The organism is Planococcus sp. VCh962 (genome assembly GCF_057748275.1).
Genome location: NZ_JBYLHS010000002.1, coordinates 1 through 24806 on the forward strand (window position 1 = coordinate 1; position 24806 = coordinate 24806).

Genomic DNA, 24806 nt, shown 5'->3' on the forward strand with positions numbered 1-24806 from the left:
TTGTTGGTTTTTTCGACATGGGCGGCCGTCCTTTCGCTCGTTCTTCCAGGCCTTCTACCCCTTCCGCCAAAAATTCCTGGTTCCATCTCGCAATGATTGAGGGATTGTTCAGCTTAAATCGGATCGCTGTGTCTTGGTAAGAAGCACCTGTTTGTTTCATAAAGTGTAATACATCCACCTTGAATTGAACAGAATACACCTGGTTCGTCTGCTTCTTCCGCAATCCCTCTTTTCCAAATGCCTGATAAGCACGTACCCAGCGTTTGATCGGAGTCGCACTCGGCATTCCGTATTTCCGGGCTAACAGGGTATAGCCCAACGAATTTTCCAAGTACTCTTTCACCAATCGCAGTTTGAAACCTTCACTATATTTTGCCATATAAAAAACACCCCAAAAGTTAGATTTGGACTCTAACTTTTGGGGTGCACTACCGAAGCGGAAGGCTCTTCTTTATCCTTGTACCTTTTGAATTTCATTGAACTGCTCTGCTGTCTTAGAACGGTATGCCGGGAAAAATCCGGTTTCTTTTTCAACTCTTGCAGCCATGCATAATTCTTCGTAAATGCTTTCGTTCCAAACTTTACGGCCCACATAAAAATCAAATTCCGTATTCTTGCCAAATTTTTTCTTAAATAAATAAAGTGTATCATCCGGGCTGTTTGTCGTACCGCCACCCGCATGGATGAGCACTGCCCCATTTTCTTTGCCCCACATAGCAATGCCATACGTCATGACATATACCGGAGAAAGATGATGGAACTCTGCTAAAGTGCCGGACAAATGGGTGTGTATAATGTTGTTATATAAGAAATGCAACTCCGCACCGATGACCTGTCCTTCATACAGCGCTTCAACCAATATGACTTTCTCTCCAAAAAACCTTAAGCATTTGGAAAAATACGAGTCATCAAAGTAATAATACGCATCTGCCCCAATTCGCTTCATATTCTCCTGATAAATTTCTTTAAACAAATCCAAATTTACCGGATTTACCGTAACCCGGTAATCAACGCCTATGCGCATGGCATGGCGGATAGTTTTTCGAGTGGATTTGGAAAACTCCGCTTGTACAGGATCTTCATAATCCCGCAGGTTGGTGCCCACCGTTTTGCGTGTGAAAACGACATCGTAGCAATCTGTAAAATCTTTGGCATTGCCAAGAACCGGATGGAACCTGACAAATTCGGAAACAATATTCTGTTCCATACAATATTGCTGGAACGTTTTTTTGAATTCTTGGACCAGCTGCGCCTTATGGGCTTCTTCTCCAGCTAATACGATAGGCCCTCCATAGCCATAAGGGGTGACAATGTCATAATAGGTTTCAATGCCGATCCGGATGGGGATTTCCCGCTTAATGAAAAGATGCTTCACAATGCCAAGCGGATGGTTGAATGTATACACTTCGCATTTGCCATTCTCAATTTCCTCATATAGCTTTCCATAATTTTCCTCGAAAAATATATCCATATCTCCTGTCCCCTCATTCCTGCAATGTGTTTCCTGTACCCCTCTCAGCAAATTTGCATCACCTTATTCGGACTACAGTTTCATGATGTTTTTTAATTATTTAGATTTATTGCTCAGTTATACCTACTACCTTACACCGATTCCCACGGACTTTCAATAAGATATTTTCTAAATTTTTGTAATTTTTTCGATATATATGACAATTCCTATCATGCAAAAAAAAACCGGCTGCTTCTGGTTTCCAACAGAAGCAGCCGGTTCTTTACTTTATATACTCTTTCAGTTCATTTACTTTTAATCTGTAGAAGAAAAGCGTTTTTTAAGGGATTCAAACTCTTCTTTGAATTTACTGCGGTATTCTTCAGCCTTTTCTCTGCGGTGTTCAGAACGTTCCTGCTGCATTTCTTCTTTTGCCTGCTCTTGGAGATTTTTCTCCACTTTACTCGCATGTTCCACTTCTTCCTGAATGTCGCTGGCATGATAACGGACGGTCACTGCATCAAATTTCTCAACTATACGGTTATAGGATGCTTCCGTTTGCTCTTGGACAACTGAAATCAGTGCAACGTCTCCATCTTTCATCCGTGAAGCGATTGCGGTAATAAGACTTGTTTCTTCTTTCGCTTCACCTGCATCTTTTGCCATGCCGACCACCGAACCAATGCCGAACCCCAGCAGCATGCCGAGCGGACCGCCTAAAGTTCCCACTAGCGTTCCTACCAAAAGGGACTGCTTTTTCTAAAGATTATCCACTGCCGCTTTTTTGCCATTAGCGGCAATTTTGAAAATACCATATGCAAAGAGGATCCCTAATAGATCAATGCTCACATCAAACAATCTGCCGTCCCTCTCAAAAAAAAGCTGCAGAATTTCTGTAAAAAGAGCAAATGCCGCACTTAAGATAAACGCTGCCTCTCTTTTTTTCAGCCAGTTCCAAACGAGGGCATAGAACAATGCAAAAGACAGAAAGTGGCCTGTTTTTTGGATCAAGTAAAAACTATCGTTAAAGCTGATATCATCCAGCCGCAGAAGCTCAATCCATTCCGGCGTTAAATCAAAACTGAAATCCACTGCTTGATCAAATAGAAATGTTCTTGCATCACTGGTGCAAGTAGCAACGAATATAACCAGCACCCATACTAAAACAAAAACGAGCTTGATATTCAACGGCCACTCCCCTTTCCTTTGCATCATCACTATATCCACCCTTTTCCTTAAAATTTATTCTTTTCATTTAAACGTCTCAGCCTCGTCCGCCACCACCGCCAGCGGCAGCACCGCGCTGACCACATATTGACCGGCGTCTACAATTTCGGAGATTTTCAAATCGACGCAAAGGCTTGAAAGCAAGTATGCATCCTTCGGTTCCAATCCATAATTCTCAGACAAGTGGGCCACCATCGCCCGGACAGCGTCTTGTGCACATGCCATCAAATCCGGTCCAACCCCCGTAGTTCCGTAAAAACCTTTTTGATTCACTTTCGGCGTCAAAGCACCCTTGGTCAAAAACTGCGGAGCTGGTATTTCTTTTCCTTTGATAAGCCTGAATTGCAATGTAGCGGTCATCGGACATTCCAACGCCGACACACATACTTCTCCGTCACCTTGTGCAGCATGCGCGTCACCGCAGCTGAACAAAGCACCCGCCACTTGCACAGGCAAATATAGTTTTGTGCCGACCGTCAGCTGGCGCGTATCCAGGTTGCCCCCGAATATCCCTGGCGGCATGATGGCCTGGCCGCTTGCGTTTTTTGGGCTTACGCCCATCGTCCCTAAAAAAGGAGTAATCGGTATTTTGATGCGATTACTGAAATGGATAAACTCCCCGTCTGATAAATCAAAAGTCCTTAAATAAGCATCAGGAAAGTCTTGCGGCAACAGACCAAGCCCTGGAAGGATAGCTGTCCAGCCCCAATCACCCGGCTTCAAATCAATAATTTCAATTTCCAGCGTATCTCCAGGCTCTGCGCCTTCGACTGCAACAGGGCCGGCCAAAGGATAAACCCGCTCCCAGTTCAAGCCATCGATATCTTCTGTTGTGGAGTTTTTATTGAATTGATTGTCTGCCACTTCACGTGTTTTAAAAACCACTGTATCACCGCTTTGAATCGTCAATACTGGTTCCGGTTCTTTCGCCCAAGTGAAATGTACTCGATTTTCAGGAAATTCATGAGTTTTTGCCATTCTTCTGATTCCCCCCTTCTTAATTATCTGAATAATAGCATAATTGAAAGGTCTTTAAAACTATACGCTGCCTTTGTAATGCGTTTAGGATCTAACTATATTTCGAATACAACTAAAATTCTTTCTAAACAAAAAAACCTCTTCCATAAATGGAAGAAGCTCCGTCTAACTTTGAATTTCTTGTGGAGTGAGCGCTTTGCGAGTGCTCCTTTTCGCACACTTTACGCGGTTGGCCAGCAAGTAAATGATAACTCCGGTGACTGCTCCAAAGCTGTCGATCAACACATCACGCAGCTCTCCGCTTCTGCCTGGCACAAAGAGCTGATGAAACTCGTCCGACAACGCATACAATACACAAATCGCGATAGCAAACAGTGTATCCCGGCGAAACCCGCTTTTTCTCATAGCGTTCACCGTTAATATGCCCAAGATCAAATAAATGAAGAAATGAGCATTTTTTCGGACGATCGGTTCCACCGAACCGATATCTTCCTCCAAGGACGGAAGCACTTTTTCAACTGCCGACAGCATCACTTCAGTGATTCCTGAACTCATTTCGCTGGACTGCGATGCCTGTTGATGGGACAAAGAGAAAATCAAAGCCATCCAAAGAGCCACCAAAGTCCAAGAAAGCACTTTACGTAAAGACATAGCATCCAATTCCTTTTCTTCAAAATGTCATTTATTCCTAAGAGTGATTATAGCACCACCCAATTCAAGTTGGAATCGGCTTTGTGGAATCTTCTTCCCGTTATCCTCTTCCGCACTATGCTAAATTTCTTGGAGGGCCTGCATACGCATCTTCCTACCTTATCTAGGCTATGAGAAGATTGGAAAGTACACAAAACAAAAAAACATCTTTCTCTAGCTCTAGCCGCTAATAGAATGATGTTTTATTTGGCGATTCCTGATTTCTTATTACTCCTCATCCATTCCTTTTCGCTGGCGGATCTGATAATAATTAAGCTGTTTGAATAATCGTGAAGCGTTGCTTTGATCTACTAAAAACCCGACCCCGTATTCTTGGAAGCCATTTTTTGAAATCTTTCGGACTATGGTGCCATCCAGTAAAAAATTCATTTCCAATACATCAAAACGGCATTGAATCTTTTCTTCTGGAGGAAAATCCATAGCTGAAAGAAATCTCAGTCCTTTTACACTGATGTCTTCAATTTCTATGGGCATAAAATTTCCATCAGCTACAGCAATTTCACCTTGCAAAGTGGGGGTTAAAAAAACTCGGAAAAATTCCCGGCGATTCTCGTTCATTTCGTTCCTCCTTCTGAATGACTGTCTATTTTACATATACAGATTAACCAGCAAACCTTTAATTTCTCCAACCAGCCGAAGTGTATCGATTCCTTCTTTTTCATTGTTGATTACTTGGTCGTTGATTTCAATCAGTTTTTCATCAATTACTTCAACCAGCTGATGGGATTTCATCTCTCCCCCTGGCTGAAAGCTTTGTTTGTCCGATAACTGCAAGCCATAATTGATGGATTCTCCAATAAACTGCTTCACCAAAGTTTTATACTCAATAAGGTTTTCTAAGGTGCGGTATTTAGCCAGTTTTTGTCCTTGTTGATCCACTCGATCCAGTAATTGGTTCAAAGTATTCAATTGAAATTGGGACTGTGATTTTTTCATAACTGCAGCAAAGGAATCAGTGGATTTTCCTTCTACGGCATTTTTAGGAACTCGATCACTCATCGTTTTTGCCGCTCCATCAATCCGCATTGAAAGCACCTCTTTTACTTTTGATAGCTTTTCTTTTTGTTCAGCATATTAATGATTAATTCTACTTCTCCGTTTTCGATCTTTAACACTTTCGCAATTTGTTTGGGAGAAAAACCTTGGAGATATAATTTCGACACTTTATCATTGTTCGTTAAATCCTCCGACAGAACTGCGGCTTCTAACTCGGCAGATTGACCGTTTTCCACGGGTTCCACATGCAATAGATCAAGTTTTATCTCTTTTCCCAGCTTTTCTTCGATTATGCGAAGCCTCTTTTCAAAATGGCTTTCTCTTCCTTGCACATAACCAGCCAGCTTTTGATAAAGTTCTTCATTTCCTGTTTCTAATTGTTCTACATACTCTTCCATGCTTCGATGGAGCGTACTTAAATTTTCATCCATCTCTTCTTTCTTTTTTTGAAATTGGGAAAATACAATAAAGGATCTGATATTGACCAATATTGTTAAAAGGATTAATCCGACTAATAACCATACCATTATTTATCACCTTGGCCTTCTCTACCTTTTTATTACCTTAATAATGGTCAAACGGAGCAATGGCAGCGGCTTTTAAACGCAGCATGGCTTTCGAATGCAATTGAGAAACACGCGATACACTCACATTCAACACTTCAGCGATTTCTGTCATTTTCAATTCCTCAAAATAACAAAGAGAAACCACTAATTTTTCTTTTTCGGGCAGGCGGTCAATCGCACTGGCCAGCGATTCTTTGATCTGTTGATCTGATAAAGCTTTCTCTGGGGAAGCAGCATGGTCATTTTCAATCAAATTGTATTTGCCAGCCGCTTCATCGTTATCATATGTAGCTTCATCAATTGAAACCATCGCTGACAAAGCCGCTTCCGAAACAGTTTTATTTAATTCGGTTTTCGTGATTCCCAAAAACGCACTGACTTCTTCATCTGTCACTGACGCGTTATTTTGCTGTTCCAGATACGCATAAGCTTTTTCTATTTTCTTTACCTTATCCCTTACAGATCTCGGCAGCCAATCTCTATGCCTTAATCCATCTATGATCGCGCCTTTAATTCGCCAGGTCGCATAGGTTTCAAATTTCAAGTCTTTCTCAATATTGAACTTATCAAATGCATCAAGCAAGCCTTCAAAAGCAAAGCTCCGAACATCATCCTTATCGACCGTTTTTGGCAAACTGATCATAAAGCGCTGAATTATATAGTCCACTAATGGAAGGTATTGCTCGACCAAATGGTCTCCTGCTTCTGCATCACGATGTTTCTGCCAGTCTTCCCAGTAATTGAGTTCATCTTTTGATAATCTTGTATTCAATATGAGTTTCACCACCACTTACTTTTTTAGTTAAAACAAATTTACTTAAAAAGCATTTTCAGCAAGAACCCTTTTAGCCCCAACTTGTACGGTACAGCCAGTTCCAGGAAATCATGGGTCAGGTTTTTCACCGCTTTGGAAGCCGCACTGTTGGGATATGCTAAGACAAAAGGCACTTGTTTTTTAACAGCATTCGGCACGGCTGCATCACTGGGGATATAACCCAAAGCCTCCAGTTGCTTGTTTAAGAACTGTTCGGTCACTTGCCGGAAATTGGATGCCGTATCAATTCCTTCTTTATTAGTCGTACATTGATTGATTACCAGTTTTAAATGGACGTTCGGATCTTTCGCCTGGACCATTTTCACGACAGAATAAGCATCTGTTATGGAAGTCGGTTCGGGTGTAGTCACTAAAATAACATCGTCAGCCGCTAAGATAAATCGCAGATTTTCATAAGACAGCCCGGCTCCTGTATCAAGAACGATGTAGTCAACATGCCCCTGTACTTTGCTTAATTCCGTGAAGAACTTATTCAATTTGTCCTCATCCATGCGGAACATTTCATCGAATCCATTTCCGCCGGATATGAACATCAAGCCATTCGGCCCTTCTTCAATGATGTCCCAAATCGATAAATCCTTGTCGATCATCGTAGCAATGGATTCCTTAGGAGATCTGCCCAATAAAACATCAATATTGGCGAATCCTAAATCGACATCAAAAATCAATACTTTCTTGTCATGTTCCACAAGGCTTAAAGCAAAATTCAAGGCGAAATTCGATTTGCCCACGCCGCCTTTGCCGCTTGTTATAGCAATAACTCTTGTTTGCCGATTTTCTTTCTTGCTTTTCTTCTGCAGCATTTTTTCTCTCAGCTGTTTCGCTTGATCAATCATCCGTATCTTCTCCTAATACAAAATCGGCAATCAATTCAGGAGTCGCTTCTAAAATATCATCCGGGACATTTTGTCCATTGGCAATATAGCGGAGAGGAAGTGAATACCGATAAATCAAATTCAAGATTGCTCCCGATGTGCTCGTTTCATCTTGTTTTGTAATGACAAGCTGATCCATTTTAATGGTCTTAAAATTTTCTATGATTTTCTTCATATCTTCATATTTAGATGTCAGGCTTAAAACCAGATTGATTTGGACACTTTCTTTTCCAGGCAATAAGGCTTCCAAGTCGTCAATGTATTGTTTCTGCTGGTAGTTGCGTCCAGCCGTATCCATTAAAATAATGTCGCAGCCACTGAGTTCGTCCATTGCTGCAACTAAATCTGCAGAAGACTCCACTACTTCAATCGGGATGCTTAAAATGCTGGCATAAGTTTTCAATTGTTCTACAGCGGCTATCCGATAAGTGTCTGATGTGATCAGGCCCACTTTTTTATCTTCCTTCAGCATATAATCCGCTGCGATCTTGGCAATGGTCGTTGTTTTCCCCACACCAGTAGGTCCGATAAAGCAAATGATTTTCGGGTTTTTGTTTATTGACGGCTTTTGATGGGTTTTTATCAAACGGATTATTTCAAGGCGGGCTAATGCTTTTATTTGCTGTATCGCCAAGTCGGGATTGCGGTCAAGAGCCGCCAATAGTTTAGCGAAAATCTCAGATTGCACTTCCTTCGAAACTTCCTGCTCTTCCATTAGCTCTTTTAAAGGTTTTAAGGCATCCGGCATTCTATCCTCTTCGACCACACGTATCATGAAATGTTTGATGCTTTTCAATTCGGAAATCAATTCATCCGCAGAAGAGTCTTCTTTACGGGAATTAGAATCCTGGGGCAGCCCAGTATCCGCTGGAACCGGCTGTTTTTCTTTTAAAGGCATAGACTTTGAGACGTCTGTTTTATTGTCAGCTGATTTGGTTTCAACAGCTGCAATCACTTCCAGCTTTTCTGTCTGGAAAAAACCTAAAAATCCGCCTTTTTTGACTTTCTTGGTGTTCAATATCATAGCTTCGGCACCCAGATCCTGTTTAATCATCGGAATTGCCTCGGTTACATTATCAACCACATATGTTTTTAATCTCATGTCACATTTACCGCCCCACTTGAAATATTAACGATTCCGACGCTTTGAATTTCTATTTCCGGTTCCAGCTCATTATAGGAAAGTACCGGCAATTCCGGAGCGAACCGCTCAACAAACTGGCGCATATACATGCGCGTTCCCGGGGAAGTCAAAAGAATCGGCTGGACGCCCGTCTGCTGCAGCTGGGTTGCCTGTTCTGAAATCTTTTGGAAAATGGTCTGCGATGTTTCCGGATCAATGGATAAATAAGTGCCTTGCTCTGTCCGGTGTATGGAATCCGCAAATTTCTTTTCCAGGCTGGCTCCTGCCGTTATTACTTGCAGGGCTTCATTCGGCTGTGCATATTGCAGCGTAATCTGGCGTGATAATGCCTGCCTGACATACTCCGTCAAGATATCCGGATCTTTGGTCTGCGAAGCGAAATCTGCAAGCGTCTCTAAGATGCCCAGCAAATTGCGGATGGAGACTTTTTCTTTCAGCAGCTTCATCAATACTTTCTGTACTTCGCCAATTGCCATCATGTTCGGAATAAGCTCTTCGACAACCGCTGGTGAAGTTTCACGCACATTCTCGATCAATGCCCTTACTTCCTGTCTTCCGAGCAATTCATGGGCATGGCGCTTGATCACTTCTGTCAAATGAGTAGATACGACCGAAGGCGGATCTACGATAGCGTATCCCGACATTTCGGCTTCTTCTTTCATGTCTTCATTGACCCACAGCGCCGGCATACCGAACGCCGGTTCAACCGTAGGAATGCCTTCAACACTGTCATCGTCGATGCCCGGACTGATTGCCAAATAATGATCTAGCATAATCTGGCCGGAAGCCACCCGGTTGCCTTTGATTTTTACGACGTATTCATTCGGCTGCAGCTGGATATTATCGCGTATCCGGATGACCGGAACGACAATCCCTAATTCGATGGCACATTGCCGGCGGATCATAATCACCCGGTCCAGCAAATCCCCTCCCTGGTTTTTATCTGCAATCGGGATTAAACCATAGCCAAACTCAAATTCAATGGCATCCACATGCAGCAAATCAATAACACTTTCCGGGCTTTTTAAACTTTCCAGTTCCGGGCTCTTTTCTGCCGTCTCTTTCTCCTGCTGCTCCTCGTTTTTTAAATTGCGCTGCATGGTAAATGCGCCATAGGCCACCAAGGCCGCAAGAGGCATGATCAGCATCGGATTGATTGGAGTGAAAAAGGCGATCAGCGTAAGAGTGCCGGCGACGATATAGAGAAGTTTTGGATATGCAAACAATTGCTTGGTGATGTCTGTTCCCAGGTTTCCTTCTGAAACTGCCCGGGTCACGACGATTCCGGCTGCCGTAGAAATCAGCAGGGCCGGAATCTGGCTCACTAGCCCATCCCCGATTGACAAGAGCGTAAACAGTTCTGCAGCTTCGCCGAATGGCATTCCGTGCACCAGCATTCCAATCAAAAGGCCGCCTATGATATTAATGATGGTAATGATAATGCCGGCAATGGCATCGCCTTTTACGAATTTGCTGGCACCGTCCATAGCACCGTAAAAGTCAGCTTCCTGGCCGACTTTTTCGCGGCGCTTTTTTGCTTCCTGGTCCGAAATCATTCCTGCACCAAGGTCTGCATCTATACTCATCTGTTTACCTGGCATGGAATCGAGTGTAAAACGCGCAGCGACTTCCGCTACACGCTCCGATCCTTTTGTAATGACCAGGAATTGAATGATAACCAAAATCAAAAACACCAAAATTCCGATAATCGCGCTGCCGCCGACTACGAACGAACCGAAGGTTTCAATGACTTCTCCGCCTGTCTGGTTTGTTAAAATCGATCTTGTGGTCGAAACGTTCAACCCGAGCCGGAATAATGTAGTTAACAACAATAATGTCGGGAAAATAGAGAATTCCAACGCTTCTCTCGTGTTCATGGCAACGAGAAGGATGGTCATTGCAATACTGATATTGACCAGGATCAAGATATCCAGCAATAGCGGTGGAAGAGGGATCACCATCATGACGATAATCATGATGACGGATATTAAGATGGCATAGTCTTTGATTTTCATTCTTTTTCCTCCACACTCATTGTCAGCTGATCTTGCCTTTTAATCTGTAGATATATGCTAAAACCTCTGCGACCGCGAGAAACAAGTCTTCCGGGACATAATCCCCTACTTCGACTTGCGCATATAATGCACGGGCCAGCGGCTTATTTTCCATAATGACGATATCAAGCTCTTTCGCTTTTTCCTTTATTTTCAACGCCAGGTGATCTTTGCCCATGGCAATGACCTTCGGCGCCTCCATCGTCTCCGCATCGTACTGGATGGCGATAGCGTAATGGGTCGGGTTGGTGATCAGGACATCCGCATTCGGCAGATCCTGAATCATTCTATTCATGCTCATGGATCGCTGGCGTTCTTTGATTTTCTGTTTGATCAGCGGATCGCCTTCAGATTTCTTATATTCATCCTTGATATCCTGTTTGGACATCCGGATGTTCTTCTCAAATTCATATTTCTGGTACATATAGTCGAATATGGCGAGCACCATCAAAATGATGGCCGCAGTGATTCCAAGTTTGATAGTCAATCCACCGATAAATCCTAAAGAATCCTTCAGGCTCTTCTGGGATAATAGAAACAATTCATCTTTCCCGCCCCATAAAACGGTAAAGGCGGCGTAACCGATGATGGAAATTTTCAACAGTGATTTTGCGAGTTCAACGAGGGCCCGTACGGAAAAAATCCGTTTAGCCCCCTGGATTGGATCGAGCCGATTCAGCTTCATCATCAACGGCTCAGTCGTGAACATGGCTCCCACTTGGATGAAGTTCCCGAAAATACCGAAAACGACTGCAGCCAGCATGATGGGGGCCATGATTTTCATGGCATTCATCGTCATCTGCTCAAACAGGGTCCGGACGTTTTTTTCCGTCCAATCCCACGCAATGTACTCCGTGAAATTGACCCGGAAAATCGACAAAAGCTGATCGAGCATCCAGCCGCCCATAAAACTCAGCAGCATAATGCCGCCTATCAAAATCATGGCGGAAGGAAGTTCGGCGCTTTTGGCCACTTGGCCTTTGCGTTTCGACTCCTGGCGTTTCTGTGGTGTTGCTTTTTCGGTCTTTTCCCCCGAGAAGAATTGCAGGTCGAGGGACATTCTTTTTTTCATTTATGCCCCTCCTAATAAGCGTACCAAGTCGCCCATGCTGACCATGATTTTTTCAAAAATCGTCTGCAGCAGATAAAAGTAAACCGGCATGGAAAACATCAGCAGCACAAAGCCGACGAAAATCTTCAGTGGAAAGCCCACGGCAAAGATATTCAATTGCGGTACCGTTTTCGCAAGGATCCCAAGGGCAACATCAACGAGGAACAAAGCTCCTACAATCGGCAGCGCAATCTGCAGCGCCATTAAAAACATGTCCGTGAATAAGCCTGTCACAAAAGAGGCCAATCCTCCGAACTCCACTCCGATATCCAAGGTACCGACAGGGAAAATCCGCAGGCTTTGCATAATGCCGTCGAGCATCATGTGATGGCCATTTACGACCAATAAGAACAATAACGCTAAAATGTACTTGAAATGGCCAATGATTGGCACCTGGGAGCCTGTCTGCGGATCCATGACAGATGCCATGGCAAAGCCCATCTGGAAGTCGATGAATGCTCCTGCCACTTGGACAGTGTAGAGAACGAGCGCCGCAATGAATCCAAGGGAAATGCCCACTGCAATTTCCTTGAGCGCCATCAGGATGTAATATCCATCAAGCGCAATGGCCGTTTCGGTATCCATGCTGGACCAAGCGATGAACGCGAGAATTGCAGCAAGCCCGATTTTCAAGTGATTGGGAACGCCTTTCATTGAGAACAGCGGTGCGACAACGAAAAAGCTGGTTAGCCGCAGGAAGACAAGCAGTAAATATGGCAGAGTTGCTAAGAATTGTTCCATATGCTATCCAATGAGGCTCGGCAACTGCTGGAACAAGTCACGCGTGTAGTCCAGGAGCATCGTCAGCATCCACGGCCCAAAGATGACAATTGCCAGAAATACGGCAATAATCTTCGGGACAAATGCCAGTGTCTGTTCCTGAATTTGTGTCATCGCCTGGAATATACTGACGATGAGGCCGACGCCAAGCGCAATGAGCAGAATTGGAGCGGAGATGATGATAATCATGTAAATCGATTGTTCTGCCAGTTTTATTACCGTATCAGGTGTCATCTTGTTCTTCCTTTCACTAAAAGCTGACCAGCAGCGATTCTATAATCAAATACCAGCCGTCCACCAAGACAAATAGTAAGATCTTAAACGGCAAGGAAATCATGACCGGCGGAAGCATCATCATCCCCATCGCCATCAAAGTGCTGGCGACGACCATGTCTATGATCAAAAAGGGAATGAAAATAACAAAACCAATTTGGAAGGCAGTCTTCAATTCGCTGATGGCGAAAGCTGGAATAAGCGACATGAGCGGGATCTCCTCAATGCTTTCCGGCTTCTCCAATTCCTGGTATTTAAAGAATAAAGCAAGGTCTTTTTCCCGTGTATGCTCCGCCATAAAACGTTTGATCGGCACCACTGCCGTGTCCATCGCTTCTTCCTGGGTCGTTTCACCGTCAAGATAAGGCTGAAGCGCCGTTTCATTAATTTCGGTGAATACCGGCGCCATGATAAAAAAAGTCATGAACAGTGCAAGTCCGACCAGCACTTGATTCGGCGGCATCGACTGCGTGCCGAGTCCGGTCCGGATAAACGACAGCACGATGACGATACGGGTAAAACTCGTCATCAGAATAAGCAGCGCGGGGGCAATCGACAGGATCGTCAGCAATGCCAGCAATTGAAGCGTCACTCCGACATCTTCCGGATTATCATTGCCGAAATCGATGCCTGGAATATTCACGAGTAAAAGCAAATCTGCCATCATTTCGAATTACCTTCCTTGCCTTCTGTTTTCATCATGCTGCGTTTGACTTCATCCTGTTTTTGTTTCTGCTTATTCAAACTCTGGGCGAATAATTGTTCGAACCCTTGGCTTGCCGCCCCTTTTTTCCATTGCGGAAGCTTTAGCGCCGCTTTTGAAAATACGGCTTGCGGCTTTTCAAGATTTTTCTCGATGGCCCCGATTTCTTCACTGTCGGTGAATTCCTTCAAAAGAGTGACTTCGTCGCCGACTCCTACCAGCAATACTTTTTCGCCAACCTTCACCAATTGCAGCGATTTATTATTGCCGAGCGGGGTGCCGCCCATCAGCTTGACCGCCTGGTTCGGCTGAAACTTCTGCTGGCGAAGTGCCAGGAATTTTATAAGGCCGTAAATCATCGCTAATATGAGAAGCGTATAAAACACCAGCTTGGCAATGATTCCGAAAAGGCTTTGTTCTTCAACAGTTTCTACACTTTCCACCGGTTGTACTGCATCCGGCTTCTTTTCTTCAATCCAGTCGGTTACATTCGGTTCTGCAAATGCTGCGCTAGGAACCGAAACAGCAAATGCGATGGCGATCAATAGAACCATAGGTATTAAAAAAGAGTTTTTTTTGCTCAATCTCGGTGTACTCCTTACTTCAGGCATTAGCGCAGTTTAGTGAGACGGTCGGCTGTGCTGAGAATATCCGTTACGCGCACGCCAAAATTTTCATCGATGACTACTACTTCTCCGACTGCAATGACTTTATTGTTGATCAGAATATCGACCGGCTCACCTGCCAGTTTATCAAGCTCGATAATCGAACCTTGCGATACATTCAAAATCTCTTTGACCATTCGTTTTGTCCGGCCGAGTTCCACAGTGACTTGCAGCGGAATGTCCAAAAGCATATTCAAGTTGCTTGGTTCTGCATGAGTTTGCGCTGTGTCATCAAAGCTTGAAAACTGGACCGACTGAATGTTCGGGGCTGTGTTCTTTTTATTTTCTGTGGCTGTTTGATTCGTTGTTTGATAATCCATTTCTTCTGTCTCCTCCGCATCTTCCTCGATTTGTTCACCGATTAAGATGGCCGTCAATTGCTTCGCCAGCGGGACCGGGATGCCCAGCTCAAATTTCGCGGTTTTATCTTCGCCAATCTTCACTTCATAGCTGGCTTCGGCAAACCATTGTTCTCCTGTAAACTTTGCAAACGGGAAATCCTGCTGTTTTTCAACAACATCCATTCCAGAAAGCGAATAAGCGACTTCCTGTTCCAGCAGCATTGACATCGATTTGGATACTGAAATGAACATATTCTCGACCACTTGCTGGAGCACTTGGAATTGCTTTTCCATATCCTCCGCTTCAATCTCTGGATCAATCGTTTCCGCAAGCATCTGGACATCGCCTTTATTGATGGAAAGAATTTGGATTCCATTGACTCCGCCGGTGTATTCACCCAGCACGACAAAGAACGGCGATGCAGTATTGGATAAAATTTCATCGCGCTGTTTGATTGCGATAACGGGTGGAGCGACGGACGTTTCTTCAGCGAACATTTCAGAAAGTACGGCTGACGAGCCACCCAGGGATACCGCAAGCAATTCCGTTAAGGCTTCTTTTTCTGTAGGCAAAAAAGATTCTGCAGACATCTGTTTTCCCTCCACTTCTTTTTGGCCAAGCAGGCCTCTGATTTCATCCGGGGATACTTTATCAAAGTTCATGGTAGTCCTCACCTTCAGAATGTATTTCGGTGATTTGCACAGCAATCTTGCCTTTAGAAACACCTGGCTGTGCAAAGAATTTCTGTTTTTCATCAACCAGAACGGTCACTGGATCACTGAAGGATTCATCTAAACGAATGACATCGCCAATTTTCAAATTCAAAAAATCGCTGATTTCGATTGATGATTTCCCAAGCACCGCTTTGACATCAAGCCGTGTGCTTTGAACTTTCAATTCCAAGGCAACCGCTTCATGGCTTTCAATCGCTTTTTTCTGGTTTGCCAGCCAATGCCTTGCAGACAGCTTTGGCAATACCTGTTCAAGCATGACGTATGGCAAGCAAATGTTGATATTGCCCTCAACTTCTCCAATTTTGGTCCGAAGTGAAACTAGAATGACCGTTTCATTTGGCGGTGAGGTGGTGAGAAATTGCGGATTGACTTCAATTTCCTTCAGCTCGGGCACCAGTTTAATAACGGATGACCAGGCTTCCTGAAAGCTCGCAAGTGCATTGATGAACACACGTTCGATGACACTCATTTCGATTTCCGTCAGATCATTCATTTCCGTGGCACTTTCCCCTTGGCCGCCGAGCATTCTATCGAGCATGATGTACGTGACATTAGGAGAAAACTCCATCAGCATGCTTCCTTGAAGAGGAAGGGCTTTAAATACGCCCAGGATCGATTTATCTTGTACGTTTTGGATAAACTCTTCATACGTGTACTGGTTGACAGATGCCACAGAAATCTGGACATACGTCCGAAGAAGTGTTGATAAATAAGATGTAATAAGCCGGGCATAGTTTTCATGGATCCGGGTCAATGTACGGATCTGGTCTTGCGAGAAACGCAATGCCTTTTTAAAATCGTATGTCTGCACTTTTCGCTCCCGCATGACTGCTGCCGGTTTGGGCGCGTTTTTCTGCAGAGTCGAAAGAAGGGCGTCTATATTCTCATCGGTCAGGAAATTCTCCACAATGGTCCCTCCTTTCATTCAGCCCAGTTTGGATGCTGCAGGCTCGGCAGTATGTTGATTTTCTGGTAGTAGGCCGTAATCCGGTCGGCGACTTCGTCGACCGATTCCAAGACATGCACTTTCTTGCCGGACATGAGGGTGACGATGGTATCTGGCGTCGATTCAATCCGCTCGATGTAGATGGCATTCAGCGTGAACGGCGTCTTATTCAATCTAGTTAGTTTAATCATGTAAACAGCTGAAAGCGTCTCAATGCACTTTCAGCCTGTCCCCCCCATATTATCGTTTCAAGTTGACGACTTCCTGCAGGATTTCATCAGAAGTGGTAATCGTTCGTGAGTTTGCCTGGAATCCGCGCTGTGCAACGATCATTTCGGTAAATTCTTCAGTTAAATCAACGTTTGACATTTCGAGCATGCCTGCTGAGATCATAGACGTTGCGTTTGCTGCTGTGCCAGCATTCATGGCACCGGCAGCAGTTGTCAATTCATAGAGTGAGCCACCATATTTACGCAGCCCGGCAGGATTTGCCGGATTTGCCACAGCAATTGTCGCTACAGTTCTTTCCGTACCATTTGGTTCTTTTCCGATGACACGGCCTTCACGGTCAATCGAGAATGAAGCATACGTATTTGGATCGATTCGAATGGCATTTCCTGCTGTGCTTTGGACCGCGTAGCCTTGTGAAGTTACCAAGTCTCCGTCAGCATCCACTACAAAGTTCCCAGCGCGTGTTAAAAAAGTTTGGCCCGCTGCGTTCGCCGGATCCTTAACCATAAAGAACCCATCACCCATAATCGCCAAGTCTGTTCCAACACCTGTCGTCATTGCGGACCCTGGTGTGTGGATAACATTGACGGCTGAAGTCTGGACACCCAGTCCTACTTGCATCGGATTAACGCCGCTGCCTGATAGGTTCTGGCTGAGAAGATCCTGGAAGTTGATGGTGCTTTTCTTATAGCCGATGGTGTTGACATTGGCGATGTTGTTTCCGATCACATCAAGTTTCGTCTGGAAACCTTTCATGCCTGATACTCCTGAATACATTGAACGTAACATTTATTTTTCCCCTTTCAAGTTCCGGCTGAATTCTCTTGGATCAGACGGTCTGCTGTTCATTTGGCTGGTCTGTATATTTTTCAATTCGCTGGATGGTGTTGATCGGCAACTTTGTTCCGTCACCTTCAATTTCAACGATAAGTTCCCCGTTCTTCATGGCAATTGCTTTGACAATGCCTTCACCCTTTTCAGTCTCACCGTTTACTTCGCGTTCCCAAAATACTTTATTGCCGATTAGATTAGCATGCTCCGACAGCGTCTGGGTTCCCTGTCCACTGACGAATGTATTCATCGTCGTATTCAAGTTCGTAAGTTGTTCAAGACTGCTGAACTGGGCCATCTGGCCGATGAATTCCGTATCTTTCAATGGCTCCAGCGGATTCTGGTTTTTCATCTGGGTCACGAGAATTTTCAAGAAAGCATCTTTTCCTAGTGTGCTTTCAGCGCCAGTCTTTGCGGTCTGCGCTGTTTGCATAACAGCTGCATTTGTGTTGCTGACATTCATAGGGACATTCCTTTCGTCTATTAAATTGTATAATCGACCGACATTACCGAGCCTGCTGTAGAGGTGTTGCGAACAAAAGCCGCAGCTTCTTCCTCTTGCCGCTGATAGCCGTTTTTTGTTGAGTTTTGCCGCTGTTGGGCAAATCGCTGTTCCTGCTGCGCTTGTTGCTGATTGAATGACTGTCCAGTGGCCTGCTGCGAAATTTCAATACGGTCAACTGAAATCCCTTGCTGAATCAGAGAGTTTCGCAATTGATAAACTTGCAGATCCAGTGCTTCTTTGGCAAATAAATTACTTGTAAAAATTTGCGCTGCCACTTTTCCGTCCACCGTACTCAAGCGGATTTCAAGGTGGCCGAGATGTTCTGGGAAAATACTTACTTTCATCTGAGTGCTTTCTCCCGATCCGATAAGTTTTAAAGAGTTTTTCAACACACCGCTAAGATCTTCGGGTAAATTGGCCATCCGGACGGACGGTGCCGGTGCTTCTGTCCGAACCTGCACTGGAGGTGCTTTTACCCCTTCAAGCTGTGCTGCTGTATTTTCTGGATGATTTGTACCACCAGCCACTGCTTCGACTTGTTGAATGGAAGCCGGTTCTGAAGAGAGCCGTGTTAGCATGTTTGCCGGAATCTCATTTTTCGGCGTTAAGTTCGCATTTTCCAGCTTTACGGAAAGAGAATCTGCCTGTTTCAAAAGCTCTCCTGTCTGTTCAAGAATTTTCGCGGAAACGAGTTGGCCTTTTTCCTCTTGAGCAGTTTCAAGTTGCTGAAGCAGCTGTGTCAGTATTTTTATCGTTTCATTAACAATTTTTGGCTCATTTAAAATATATTCCTTTTCAGCCCCCATAAAAATAGGGACAACGGCGAATTCTTTAACAACATTTGAATCCGAAATTTTTGTTTTCTGAGCAATCTGTTGGAGTAATTCCACCATTTTCTGTTGAATCGGTGTATTTTTCAGCAAACTCTCAGTTATTAGGTCTGTTTTCTCTGTGTAAGATGCGGTAGTTTTTGCATACTCAGGATTTTCACCCTTTGTTTTCTGTTCTATTTGATCTGTTTGGAGAGCCAGCAACTGCATCAATGCAGCTAATAGTTCCTGTTGTTCGGGAGCTAATGTGTCCAGCGGAATCTGTTCGAGTGCCACCAGTACTTCTTCAAGTTTTTCCTGCAGTTTTGCCGGTGCAGTTTCTGCTGGATTTTCTTCTTCTGGTGTGAGGGAAGAAAGCAGCTTTGAAAATGCGCCTGTTTCAAGAACACCATCGGCTGATGGCTTAGCAGTTGTCTGAGGAACATTGACCGAAATTGGTCCTGACGTTTTCATGACAGTTATCGGACTCACCCTCTTTCTGCGATGGCAGCTTGAGACGTCCTGTAAAATCGGGTGCTTGCCAATTCGTCAAAGAAGTTTTGTTCAATCGTTTTGTTTTCTTCGATAAACTGAGAATGCTTTTTCTGTTTCAAATTATCCCAAGTCTTTTCTTCCTGGGCTTTCAGCTGCAATTGATCCTGCGTGCGGACAACGTTGTTTTGCAGCAATTCAAGTTCACGGTTCGATGCCACTAACTGCTCCTGCAGCTGCTGTATATAATTCACAAGCATACGGAGTTCCGAAATGTTCACTCCGTCTTCCTGCTTCGTATTGATAAGTTGTTCGGCATCAATGAGTTTTTTGTAAATCGCTTCATTGCGCTGATAACCGGCTTCTTGCTGTTTGATGGCGTCCGCCATTTGGATTTGTGCAAAGCCTGTTTCATTTTCTTTTAAATCAAGTATTTTTTGGAACCGAAAGTTGAATTGTGTCACGTTTGTACTCCTCCAAATTGTGCGGATAGCCTATCTACACTTTCTTCCAGCTTGGCCTTTTCATAAATATCCTGTTGAAGATATTCTTTGATCAGCGGGTAAGAACGGATGGCATCATCTATTTCTTTATTGGCGCCACTCTTATAGGCTCCTATATTTATCAAGTCTTCCGAAGCGTCATATGCGGACAGCAGCCGTTTGAATTGGACCGCTGCCTTTTGGTGTTCTTCTGAAACAACGTCATGCATCACACGGCTCACGCTCGACATGATATTGATTGCCGGGAACTGGCCTTTTTGTGCGATTTTCCGATCAAGAACGATATGCCCGTCAAGTATTCCGCGGACTGCATCGGCAATCGGCTCATTCATGTCATCTCCGTCAACCAGTACCGTATAAAAAGCAGTAATGGAGCCTTTGTTCGAAGTGCCGGACCGCTCCAATAGTTTTGGCAGCAGCGCAAAGACACTTGGGGTGTAGCCTTTGCTTGTCGGCGGCTCTCCCACCGCAAGCCCTACTTCACGCTGAGCCATGGCAAAACGCGTGACAGAATCCATCATCAGCATGACATTTTTGCCTTGGTCGCGAAAATATTCTGCAATGGCGGTTGCCGTCAAAGCCCCTTTGATCCGCTGCAGCGGCGTCTGGTCAGAAGTTGCCGCAACCACCACCGATTTCTTTAACCCTTCCGGACCAAGGTCGCGTTCGATAAAGTCCCGTACTTCACGTCCCCGCTCTCCAATGAGCGCAATGACGTTGATATCGGCTTCGGTGTTGCGTGCAATCATGCCAAGCAAGGTGCTCTTCCCTACACCACTGCCTGCAAATACGCCTATGCGCTGGCCTTGGCCGACTGTCAGCAAGCCATCTATCGCCCGTACCCCGACTTCTAGTGGACGGGTAATCCGCGGGCGCTTCAGCGGATTCGGCGGGACGTTATTCGTCGAGTATTTTGTCAGACCTGACGGCAAAATGCTTTCGTCAAGCGGTTTGCCGGTGCCATCCAGAATTTTGCCTAAAATCGATGGCCCTACTTTGATCTGCAGCGGGACTCCCGTTGCCACGACCAAGCAGCCAGGGCCGACTTGCGATAAATCCTGGAGCGGCATCAATAAAATCTTGTTTTCCTTAAAGCCCACCACTTCTGCCTCAATCGGGCGTTCGTAATGGTTTGGATACAGCAGGCAAAGCTCGCCTATTTTGGCATATGGACCTTTCGATTCGATCGTTAAACCAATAACTTGAATCACTTTCCCATGCTTTTTGACGGGTTCAATTTCTTCCAGGAGTTCCAAGTATTCATCTGTTTGAAGGTTCATCGAATGTCTTCTCCTCACTGTAAGCGAGCATTTGTCGTTTGATTTCTTCAAGCTGGCTGTCGACGGTTACGTCATAGGAACCACTGGCAGTGTGGATCATGCAGCCGCCCTTAGTCAGATTTGCGACGGGCACCACTTTCAGTTCAGAGTCTGCCCGGATATATGTTTTCAGTTCATTCAAATACGGAATGATGATCGGATAGTCCTCGAGAGATACTTGCATAATGACGTCGTCCGCTTCTTCCACCCGTTTCAATGCGCGCTGGACGATGTTCAGCAGCTGGTCATCGTGCTGCTTCAATTCTTTCTTCAGCACTTTTTCAGCAATCCGTACGCTCAACGACAAAAGGAATGGCTCGGCATCACGGATGATTTTCGTTTTCTCTTCGTAAGCCGTCTCGATCAATTGCTGCATATCTTCCCGCGCTTGGCGGAATTCTTCTTCCGCTTGCTTTACTCCTTGGGCGTACCCTGTTGTATAACCGCGCTGTGTCGCTTCTTCAGCCAATCGCTCTGCTTCGATTTCCGCTTTCTCCCGTTCGGATTCCCGCCATGAACGGAGTTCAGCGCGGGTTTCTTCCTGTTCGGTTTGCAGCTGGAGTTTCAGCATTTGCTGCTGTGCCTGCAGCGATTCGATTTCCTGCAAAAGGGACTGTTTTTGTTGGCTTGGATCTGCTTCCGGCCCGGTAAAGCTGGGCATTTTATTTTCTATCTTTTTTGTCTGGAGAACTTTCTTCTCAAGAATGGAAGGCTGCTGGAAACGAATGATATTAGACAATCATTTCCTCCCCTTCACCGCGTGCAACTGTAATTTCGCCTTTTTCTTCGAGGCTCCGGACAAGTGCAACGATATTCGTCTGAGCTGTTTCAACATCTTTCAGCTTAACAGGGCCCATTGTCTCGATTTCCTCTTTGATGCCATCTGCCCGGCGTGAAGAAATATTGCGGTAGATGCCGTCTTTGACATCCTCATTCGCCACTTTCAAGGCATAAATCAAATCACTGTCATTCACTTCACGGATAATCCGCTGAATGGTGCGGGCGTCAAGCAACACAATATCTTCGAAAACAAACATGCGTTTCTTGATTTCTTCCACTAATTCCGGCGATTCAATTTCCAGTTCGGTCAAAATCGATTTCTCAGTTCCACGATCAACTCTGCTAAGAACTTTGACAATTGCTTCGACACCGCCAGTTGACGTAAAGTCCTGGCCTCCGGTAGCAGATAATTTCCGTTCCAGAATCTGTTCGACTTGGTGGATGACTTCCGGCGCTGTGCTTTCCATCAGCGCAATCCGCCGTGCCACTTCTGCCTGTTTAGACGGTTCCAGCTGGGAAATAATTTGAGATGCCTGTTTCGGATCTAAATAAGACAGCACCAAAGCGATTGTTTGTGAATGTTCATGCTGCAAGACCGATAAAATCTGATTCGGATCCGCTTTTCTGGCAAATCCAAACGGCTTGACTTCCAGACGGCTCGTCAATCGGCCGATTGTTTCCAGCGCCCGTTCTTTCCCTAATGCTTTTTCCAATATATTTTTTGCATAATCGAGGCCGCCTTCATTCATAAAGTCCTGGCCAAGAATCATGCCATAAAATTCATTCATGACTTGTTCGGTCTGACTGTTTTTCAATTGGCGTACATTTGATATTTCAAGCGTCAATTGATCAATTTCAGGTTCGCTCAGCTGCTTGAAGATTTCAACTGACACTTCAGGCCCTAATCCGACCAAAAGGACAGCTACTTTCTGTACACCCGTCAAACCTTTCATGCGTTGTTTAGACATGATCCACTCTCCTATTCATCAGCCATCCACGTGCGCAATAGTTTCGCAAAATCTTCCGGCCGTTCTTTGGCAAGTTTTTCAATTGTTTTGCGTTTCGGATTTGATTTGGATGTTAATTCCGCTAAATCAATTTCCTCGATTTCATCAATCCGGGCTCCAGCCAATGGCGCTTCAAACATCCCAAATTCGAACTCCTCTTCGTATTCGTCCACTTTTCTTCTGCGCGTCAATAGGAATACAATCAGCCCGATAACGAGTAAAGCCAAGCAGCCTCCAATTGTCCAAAGCAGCCATGCCGGCAAGACGGTCCACCATGCCTGAGGAGTTACAGGTTCAACAATTTCCGGTTTGCCTTTAAATTCAGTTGCAAAAACGGAAATCCGATTTTCCAAATCCAAAGGATCGACATTGTTTCCACTCATACTAAGCGTGGTAGAAACCGTATTGATAAGCAAATTCCGGATATCCGCTACATTCTCATCGGATAAACTTGCCGGATTGTTCGGTACAGGCGGTTCAACTCCCACATTGATGGTGATGTCATCAATGACATACGGACTCATTTCAATCTGGCGGTTGATGCGGTTCACTTCCCGGTTAATCCGTTCTTCGGTCCGTTCGGACTCGCTCGTTCCACCGCCGTCTGCCGCTTCATAATTGGAGATTTCAGAATCTCCGGTTCCTGAAGCGTCTTCTGCTCCGGCACCTTCACTTTTATAGGTTTCCACAATCCGTTCCACGCTCAAGTCGAGTCCTGTCCCCGTTTCTTCGTTGACAGGTTCCACCAGATTTTCTTCACGTTTTTCTTTTGTAAAGTCCATGCTGGTCATTACGGAAACAATTACTTTATCCTGGCCCATCGTCATGCCGAGCATTTGCTGCAGTTGGCGCTGGATATCTTTTTCAATGTCTTTCTGGATTTCACGTTGCTGCTGGTAAACCGACAGCGTCGTGTCCATCTGGTTTTCCTCAAGCGCTTCGAATACTTGGCCGTTCTGGTTCATGATCACAATCTGGTCAGCCGGCAAGTTCGGTACACTCTTGCTGATCAAATGGTATAAACCATTGATCTGCTTCTGGTCGAGCTCGAACGTCGGGTCTCCTTGGACCACTACAGATGCTGTCGCTACTTGTTCTTCATCGGTGATCCAGATGTTTTCTTTCGGCAAAGTAATCATGACGCTCGCTTCATTGACGCCTTTGATTTGTTTGATCAAATTCGCTAATTCATTTTGCATCGCATCACGTTCCACTACATCAAAATGGCGGTCAGTCATGCCAAGCCCCATATTTTCACTGAAAATACTATAATTGACGTTGCCGCTTTGCGGAATGCCATCAGCAGCCAGGCTGACTTTCAAATTGGCGACTTCTTCATCCGGAACACTGATGGTTTTGGAGTCTGCTGACACTTGAACCGGAATTCCTTGTTCTTCGATGGCTGTCTTTATTTCTCCGGCTTCTGAAGGAGATAAATCCGAATACAGCACCGCATATTCGGTTCTCGAATTCAAGAACGCAAAAATCGAAATCAATAAAATCGTCCCAATGAGGGAACCGGCGATAATCCACTTCGTCGATTTCGGAAATTTTTCCCACGACTCTTTCATCTTCGTTCGGTATACGGTTATCTTTTCTTTCATCTATGCTCCATCCTTCTTGTCATGTGCCGGAATCATAATTGCATTCTCATTACTTCCTGATAAGCTTCTACTACTTTATTGCGGACCTGGACTGTCATTTGCAGGGATAAACTCGCTTTTTGCGAAGCAATCATCACTTCATGGACATCTTGTACTTCCCCTGTCACTAATTGGTTCGTTAATTTATCGGACTCGTTTTGGGCCGCTTTCACGTCTTCAAGCGACTTTTTGAAAATTTCTCCAAAACCTTCCACTTTGTTTTCCGTACTCGGTTTTGCAATCGGCTGATTTTGTAAAAAAGGTGTTTGTATTTGGCTAATCGTTTCCATAATTAC

The 24806-nt window shown here is 44.8% G+C and carries 30 protein-coding genes; all 30 read right to left on the minus strand.

Translation table 11 applies throughout. The annotated features are described in order from the left end of the window. A partial coding sequence (locus AC3AQ9_RS07495; protein WP_488306846.1) for a helix-turn-helix domain-containing protein occupies positions 1-379 on the minus strand: 379 nt, incomplete at its 3' end. A gap of 72 nt (positions 380-451) precedes the next feature. Beyond that, positions 452-1471: a peptidoglycan bridge formation glycyltransferase FemA/FemB family protein gene (locus AC3AQ9_RS07500; protein ID WP_488306847.1), complete on the minus strand. Its 1020-nt coding sequence runs from the start codon at positions 1469-1471 to the stop codon at positions 452-454. A gap of 294 nt (positions 1472-1765) precedes the next feature. Next, positions 1766-2179, minus strand: coding sequence for a hypothetical protein (locus AC3AQ9_RS07505; RefSeq protein ID WP_488306848.1), 414 nt, complete (start codon positions 2177-2179; stop codon positions 1766-1768). Between the two features lie 30 nt (positions 2180-2209). Beyond that, a complete protein-coding gene (locus tag AC3AQ9_RS07510) occupies positions 2210-2665 on the minus strand; it encodes a VanZ family protein (protein ID WP_488306849.1) in 456 nt (151 codons plus the stop codon). A 36-nt stretch (positions 2666-2701) separates the two neighbouring features. Beyond that, a complete protein-coding gene (locus tag AC3AQ9_RS07515) occupies positions 2702-3655 on the minus strand; it encodes an acetamidase/formamidase family protein (RefSeq protein WP_488306850.1) in 954 nt (317 codons plus the stop codon). A gap of 165 nt (positions 3656-3820) precedes the next feature. After that, positions 3821-4306: a VanZ family protein gene (locus tag AC3AQ9_RS07520; protein ID WP_488306851.1), complete on the minus strand. Its 486-nt coding sequence runs from the start codon at positions 4304-4306 to the stop codon at positions 3821-3823. 267 nt (positions 4307-4573) lie between these two features. Further along, positions 4574-4924, minus strand: a complete 351-nt coding sequence (locus tag AC3AQ9_RS07525; protein WP_488306852.1) for a PilZ domain-containing protein — start codon at positions 4922-4924, stop codon at positions 4574-4576. Between the two features lie 30 nt (positions 4925-4954). Next, the gene (locus AC3AQ9_RS07530; protein WP_488306853.1) at positions 4955-5392 is read right to left on the minus strand and encodes a YaaR family protein; all 438 of its coding nucleotides are present in this window, start codon (positions 5390-5392) and stop codon (positions 4955-4957) included. A 14-nt stretch (positions 5393-5406) separates the two neighbouring features. Continuing rightward, complete coding sequence (locus AC3AQ9_RS07535) at positions 5407-5889, minus strand: DUF6115 domain-containing protein (RefSeq protein ID WP_488306854.1); 483 nt, start codon at positions 5887-5889, stop codon at positions 5407-5409. Positions 5890-5926: 37 nt separating this feature from the next. Continuing rightward, the gene (locus AC3AQ9_RS07540) at positions 5927-6703 is read right to left on the minus strand and encodes a FliA/WhiG family RNA polymerase sigma factor (protein ID WP_488307560.1); all 777 of its coding nucleotides are present in this window, start codon (positions 6701-6703) and stop codon (positions 5927-5929) included. Between the two features lie 38 nt (positions 6704-6741). Next, a complete protein-coding gene (locus AC3AQ9_RS07545; protein WP_488306855.1) occupies positions 6742-7599 on the minus strand; it encodes a MinD/ParA family protein in 858 nt (285 codons plus the stop codon). Then, entirely contained in the window at positions 7592-8740 is a 1149-nt protein-coding gene (gene flhF, locus AC3AQ9_RS07550) for a flagellar biosynthesis GTPase FlhF (RefSeq protein ID WP_488306856.1), read from the minus strand. The genes AC3AQ9_RS07545 and flhF overlap by 8 nt, the downstream gene beginning before the upstream one ends. Continuing rightward, positions 8737-10797 carry a flagellar biosynthesis protein FlhA gene (flhA, locus tag AC3AQ9_RS07555; RefSeq protein ID WP_488306857.1) on the minus strand — a complete coding sequence of 687 codons (2061 nt, stop codon included), beginning with the start codon at positions 10795-10797 and terminating at the stop codon, positions 8737-8739. The genes flhF and flhA overlap by 4 nt, the downstream gene beginning before the upstream one ends. A gap of 22 nt (positions 10798-10819) precedes the next feature. Then, positions 10820-11908: a flagellar biosynthesis protein FlhB gene (gene flhB, locus AC3AQ9_RS07560; protein WP_488306858.1), complete on the minus strand. Its 1089-nt coding sequence runs from the start codon at positions 11906-11908 to the stop codon at positions 10820-10822. Then, entirely contained in the window at positions 11909-12688 is a 780-nt protein-coding gene (gene fliR / locus AC3AQ9_RS07565; protein ID WP_488306859.1) for a flagellar biosynthetic protein FliR, read from the minus strand. Between the two features lie 3 nt (positions 12689-12691). After that, complete coding sequence (gene fliQ, locus AC3AQ9_RS07570; RefSeq protein ID WP_488306860.1) at positions 12692-12961, minus strand: flagellar biosynthesis protein FliQ; 270 nt, start codon at positions 12959-12961, stop codon at positions 12692-12694. A 16-nt stretch (positions 12962-12977) separates the two neighbouring features. Further along, on the minus strand, positions 12978-13664 hold the full coding sequence (gene fliP, locus AC3AQ9_RS07575) for a flagellar type III secretion system pore protein FliP (RefSeq protein ID WP_488307561.1): 687 nt from the start codon (positions 13662-13664) through the stop codon (positions 12978-12980). After that, on the minus strand, positions 13664-14287 hold the full coding sequence (locus tag AC3AQ9_RS07580; protein WP_488306861.1) for a flagellar biosynthetic protein FliO: 624 nt from the start codon (positions 14285-14287) through the stop codon (positions 13664-13666). Before AC3AQ9_RS07580 ends, fliP begins: the two co-directional genes overlap by 1 nt. 26 nt (positions 14288-14313) lie before the next feature. Beyond that, a complete protein-coding gene (gene fliY / locus AC3AQ9_RS07585; RefSeq protein WP_488306862.1) occupies positions 14314-15372 on the minus strand; it encodes a flagellar motor switch phosphatase FliY in 1059 nt (352 codons plus the stop codon). Beyond that, the gene (gene fliM / locus AC3AQ9_RS07590; protein WP_488306863.1) at positions 15362-16351 is read right to left on the minus strand and encodes a flagellar motor switch protein FliM; all 990 of its coding nucleotides are present in this window, start codon (positions 16349-16351) and stop codon (positions 15362-15364) included. Before fliM ends, fliY begins: the two co-directional genes overlap by 11 nt. Positions 16352-16365: 14 nt before the next feature. Next, positions 16366-16581 (minus strand): flagellar FlbD family protein, encoded by a 216-nt coding sequence (locus AC3AQ9_RS07595; protein ID WP_488306864.1) that lies wholly within the window; start codon positions 16579-16581, stop codon positions 16366-16368. Between the two features lie 49 nt (positions 16582-16630). Further along, positions 16631-17410, minus strand: coding sequence for a flagellar basal-body rod protein FlgF (gene flgF / locus AC3AQ9_RS07600; protein WP_488306865.1), 780 nt, complete (start codon positions 17408-17410; stop codon positions 16631-16633). 40 nt (positions 17411-17450) lie between these two features. Beyond that, positions 17451-17915, minus strand: coding sequence for a flagellar hook assembly protein FlgD (flgD, locus tag AC3AQ9_RS07605; protein ID WP_488306866.1), 465 nt, complete (start codon positions 17913-17915; stop codon positions 17451-17453). A 20-nt stretch (positions 17916-17935) separates the two neighbouring features. Next, positions 17936-19258: a flagellar hook-length control protein FliK gene (locus AC3AQ9_RS07610; RefSeq protein WP_488306867.1), complete on the minus strand. Its 1323-nt coding sequence runs from the start codon at positions 19256-19258 to the stop codon at positions 17936-17938. Continuing rightward, positions 19255-19722 (minus strand): flagellar export protein FliJ, encoded by a 468-nt coding sequence (fliJ, locus tag AC3AQ9_RS07615; protein ID WP_488306868.1) that lies wholly within the window; start codon positions 19720-19722, stop codon positions 19255-19257. The genes AC3AQ9_RS07610 and fliJ overlap by 4 nt, the downstream gene beginning before the upstream one ends. Beyond that, complete coding sequence (gene fliI, locus AC3AQ9_RS07620; RefSeq protein ID WP_488306869.1) at positions 19719-21041, minus strand: flagellar protein export ATPase FliI; 1323 nt, start codon at positions 21039-21041, stop codon at positions 19719-19721. Before fliI ends, fliJ begins: the two co-directional genes overlap by 4 nt. Continuing rightward, complete coding sequence (locus tag AC3AQ9_RS07625; RefSeq protein ID WP_488306870.1) at positions 21022-21819, minus strand: FliH/SctL family protein; 798 nt, start codon at positions 21817-21819, stop codon at positions 21022-21024. The genes fliI and AC3AQ9_RS07625 overlap by 20 nt, the downstream gene beginning before the upstream one ends. Next, on the minus strand, positions 21812-22828 hold the full coding sequence (gene fliG / locus AC3AQ9_RS07630) for a flagellar motor switch protein FliG (protein ID WP_488306871.1): 1017 nt from the start codon (positions 22826-22828) through the stop codon (positions 21812-21814). Before fliG ends, AC3AQ9_RS07625 begins: the two co-directional genes overlap by 8 nt. A gap of 11 nt (positions 22829-22839) precedes the next feature. After that, positions 22840-24471: a flagellar basal-body MS-ring/collar protein FliF gene (fliF, locus tag AC3AQ9_RS07635; RefSeq protein ID WP_488306872.1), complete on the minus strand. Its 1632-nt coding sequence runs from the start codon at positions 24469-24471 to the stop codon at positions 22840-22842. A 32-nt stretch (positions 24472-24503) separates the two neighbouring features. Further along, positions 24504-24800 carry a flagellar hook-basal body complex protein FliE gene (gene fliE / locus AC3AQ9_RS07640; RefSeq protein ID WP_488306873.1) on the minus strand — a complete coding sequence of 99 codons (297 nt, stop codon included), beginning with the start codon at positions 24798-24800 and terminating at the stop codon, positions 24504-24506. Positions 24801-24806 lie beyond the last annotated feature (6 nt).